This is a genomic window from Streptomyces zinciresistens K42 (assembly GCF_000225525.1).
Lineage (GTDB): Bacteria > Actinomycetota > Actinomycetes > Streptomycetales > Streptomycetaceae > Streptomyces > Streptomyces zinciresistens.
Map to the genome: position 1 here is coordinate 1 of NZ_AGBF01000361.1, position 3554 is coordinate 3554.

Sequence of the window (3554 nt, forward strand, 5' to 3'; positions counted from 1 at the left end):
CGTCGGGGCCGGCCGGGACGTCCCCGCGGCGGCGGAGGAACCGCCGCCTTGCGCGCAGGCGGCCAGCGCGGTCAGGAGCGCCGCCGCGCCCGCCGCCAGCGCCGCCCGGCGTCGAGCGGATGCGGGGGGAGAAGTCCGTACACGTCCCATGTCTGTCAGGAATCCCCGATTTCCGGGGGAGTACTCACCCCTCGTCCAGCAGGCTGATCTCCGCCCAGATCGTCTTGCCGTCCGCGGTGTGCCGGCTGCCCCAGCGCTGGGTCAGCTGGGCGACCAGCAGCAGCCCCCGGCCGCCCTCGTCGAACGTCTTCGCGCGGCGCAGATGCGGCGCGGTGTGACTGGTGTCGGACACCTCGCAGATCAGCGTGGTCGCGTCGTGGATCAGCCGGAGCCGGATGGGGTGGTTGCCGTAGCGGATGGCGTTGGTGACGAGTTCGCTCACCACCAGTTCCGCCGTGAACGACGCCTCGGTCAGCCGCCACACCTCCAACTGCTCCACGACCTGCTTGCGGACGGCTGCCACGAGCGCGGGGTCGGCCGGGATGTCCCAGGTCGCGACGCGCGTGGAGGGCAGCCCCTGGGTGCGGGCCAGCAGCAGCGCCACGTCGTCCGCGACGCCGCCGGGCGGGAGCAGCGAGCGCAGGACGCGGTCGCAGGTCTCCTCCAGGGAGCCGGCGTCCCGCGCCAGCGCCTCGCGCAGCAGCGCGAGACCGGCGTCGGCGTCGCGCTCCCGTGTCTCGATCAGCCCGTCGGTGTACAGGGCGAGCACGGTGCCCTCCGCCAGTTCGATCTCGGCGGACTCGAACGGCAGTCCGCCCAGCCCCAGTGGTGGTCCGGCGGGCAGCACGACCTCCCGCGGGGAGCCGCCGGGCGGCATCACGACGGGTGAGGGATGCCCCGCACGGGCCAGCGTGCAGCGCCGTGCGACCGGGTCGTAGACCGCGTACAGGCAGGTGGCGCCGACCTCGCCCGAGCCCCCCTCGGTGCCCGCCTCCTCCGACAGCCGCACGACCAGGTCGTCGAGGTGGGTGAGGAGTTCGTCGGGGGCGAGGTCGATGTCGGCAAGGGTGCGCACGGCGGTGCGCAGCCGGCCCATGGTGGCCGACGCCTGGATGCCGTGCCCGACGACGTCCCCCACGACCATCGCCACCCGCATCCCCGACAGCGGGATCACGTCGAACCAGTCGCCGCCCACGCCGGAGCGGGCCGCCGGCAGATAGCGGGAGGCCGCCTCCAGCGCCGCGGTGCGCGGCAGGGAGCGGGGCAGCAGGCTGCGCTGGAGGGCGATCGCCGTCTCCCGCTCCCGCGAGTAGCGGCGGGCGTTGTCGATGCAGACGGCGGCACGGGCGGTGATCTCCTCGGCGAGCAGGATGTCGTCGGGGGTGAACCCCTCCGGGTTGCGGAAGCGGGTGAGCACCGCGACGCCGAGCGTGGTGCCGCGGGCCTGGATCGGCACGGACATGCTGGTGTGGATGCCGTACTCCTTGATCCGCTCGGCGCGCGCCCGGTCCCAGGAGAGCCACTCCTCCAGGTCGCCGGTCGAGACCGACGCCACGATGGTGTGGCCCGCCAGCAGCGCGGCGGCCTGGGGCGAGGGGGAGGGGTAGACGTCCACGCGGCCCGGTGCGACCACCGCCTCCGGGCTGTCCGCGTGCACCGAGCGGTGGGCCGTGCGCCGCAGGGTCACCGGGGCGGCGGGCGCCCCGGCGGGGGAGTCGCCGTGCTCGGGCGGGTCCAGCAGGTCGACGCTGATGAAGTCGGCGAGCGCGGGCACGCAGATGTCCGCCAGCTCCTGGGCCGTCGCCGTCACGTCGAGGGTGGTGCCGATGCGGACGCTGGCCTCGTTCACCAATTGCAGCCGCTCCCGGGCGGCGTACTGGTCGGTGAAGTCGTGCGCGGCGACGGACACCCCGCGCACCCGGCCCTTGGCGTCGGTGACCGGGGCCATCCGGGCGAGCCACGCGTAGGTCCGCTCGTTCCCGACCGGCACGTACGTACGGACGTCGGTGGCGAGGCCCGTGGTGAGCACGCGCAGCAGATGGCGCTCGAACTCCCGGCTCTGCGGCCTCCCGGTCAGCTCCGGCGCGCGCAGACCGCGCGCCTGCTCCTCGGCGAGGCCGAGGATCTCCGCCATGCCCGTGTTCATCCGGCGCAGCCGCAGCCGGTCGTCGTAGATCGCGATGGCGCAGGGGGAGTCCAGCAGGCCGACGTGGTCCAGCGGGTCACCGGGCGGGCGCGGGCCGTCCGCGTCGAGCGGGGTGACCACGAGCCAGCGGTCCGGACCGCCCCCGGCCGCGCGGACGCGATGGGCGAGCAGCCACACGTGCTCCTCGCCGCCGTCGCGCCGGCGCAGGGTGAGGACGCCGTCCCAGCGGTCGCCCCGCGGTGCGCCGGGGCCGGTCCGCTGCCCGTCGGCGAGCAGGTCGAGCGCGGGGCGCCCCACTACGTCGGCGGCGCGGTGGCCCAGCAGCCGCTCCGCCCCGGCGTTCCACTCGACGAGCACGCCGCTGGCGTCGACGACCGCTCGGGCCGTCGCGGCCTCGTCGAACGGATACTCCCGGCTCATGGCGGCTCTCCCACGCGCACACTCACGGTGAACGAGCGTGTCACTTCGGCTCCAGCGTAGTGCTTCGCGCGTGGCGGGGGCGATGCGCGGGGCGCGGGGGCACCGCCCCCCGCCGGGACCGCCCGCGACCCGGCCCCGGCACGGGGCTCCTGCGCCGCTGACGCCGCCTCCGCCCGGCCGGTCAGGGCTGCCGGGTACCGGCGTGTCTCCGGCCTGACCTGCGTGTATTTACGCGTGAGTACCCGAGCGGTACCGTGAAGGACATGCCAGCTCTGAATGTGGAGTTCAGCGACCGCGAGCTAGAGGACCTGCGGCAGATCGCCAAGGAACGCGGTACGTCGATGAAGGCGCTCGTGCGGGAGGCCGCCGCGGCCGACATAGCGCGGCACCGGGCGCTCCAGGAGGGCGCCGAGGCGTTCCGCCGGTTCTTCGCGGCGCACGCGGACGAGTTCGCGGCCGCGTTCCCGGAGGACGAACCGCACGCCCGGGGTGAGGGACGGGCCGCCTGACCGATGGCACCCGTCCTCCACATCGACGTGCCCTGGCTGCTCCAGCGCCATGAGGAAGTGCTGCCGGACCAGCCCACCGTCAACGACTTCTCGGCACTGGTCGCCGCCGTCGCCCGGCACCGGGTCGACCCGCCCCGGCTCGGTGTCGACTCCGACCCCGCCTGGCGGGCCGCCGCGCTGCTGCACACCCTCGCCCTGCTCAAGCCGCTGCCGTCGGCGAACGCCCGGTTCGCCTGCTCCGCGGCGGTGGCGTACATGTTCGTCAGCGGCGTCGGCATCGACCCGCCCTACGGCGCGCTGGTCGACCTCGCCCGCGACCTGATCTCCGGCACGACCGATGTGTACGGCACCGCCGACCGGCTGCGCTCCTGGCAGATCTGACCTCCCCGCCGTCCCTCCCGCCGCCGGAGCCGCCGGCCGGCGGCGGGAGGAAGGGACGGCGGCCGCGCGGCGGGGAGCCGCCACCGGGCTCCCGGCCT

General features: G+C 75.1%; 3 protein-coding genes. 2 read left to right on the forward strand and 1 reads right to left on the reverse strand.

The window, feature by feature from the left end; all coding sequences use genetic code 11:
• Window positions 1-184: 184 nt before the first annotated feature.
• Window positions 185-2566, reverse strand: a complete 2382-nt coding sequence (locus SZN_RS36265) for a SpoIIE family protein phosphatase (RefSeq protein WP_007505514.1) — start codon at window positions 2564-2566, stop codon at window positions 185-187.
• Between the two features lie 263 nt (window positions 2567-2829).
• Here SZN_RS36265 and SZN_RS36270 point away from each other — a divergent pair, with 263 nt between their 5' ends.
• Both SZN_RS36270 and SZN_RS36275 read left to right on the forward strand, forming a co-directional pair.
• Window positions 2830-3075, forward strand: coding sequence for a hypothetical protein (locus tag SZN_RS36270; RefSeq protein WP_043735103.1), 246 nt, complete (start codon window positions 2830-2832; stop codon window positions 3073-3075).
• A gap of 3 nt (window positions 3076-3078) precedes the next feature.
• The gene (locus SZN_RS36275; RefSeq protein ID WP_007505518.1) at window positions 3079-3456 is read left to right on the forward strand and encodes a hypothetical protein; all 378 of its coding nucleotides are present in this window, start codon (window positions 3079-3081) and stop codon (window positions 3454-3456) included.
• Window positions 3457-3554: the final 98 nt, after the last annotated feature.

What these genes read in the sequence shown, in the direction of transcription:
- SZN_RS36270 (WP_043735103.1), top strand. Translation starts at nt 2,830, where the DNA reads ATGCCAGCTCTGAATGTGGAGTTCAGCGACCGCGAGCTAGAGGACCTG.
- SZN_RS36275 (WP_007505518.1), top strand. Translation starts at nt 3,079, where the DNA reads ATGGCACCCGTCCTCCACATCGACGTGCCCTGGCTGCTCCAGCGCCAT.
- SZN_RS36265 (WP_007505514.1), bottom strand. Translation starts at nt 2,566, where the DNA reads ATGAGCCGGGAGTATCCGTTCGACGAGGCCGCGACGGCCCGAGCGGTC.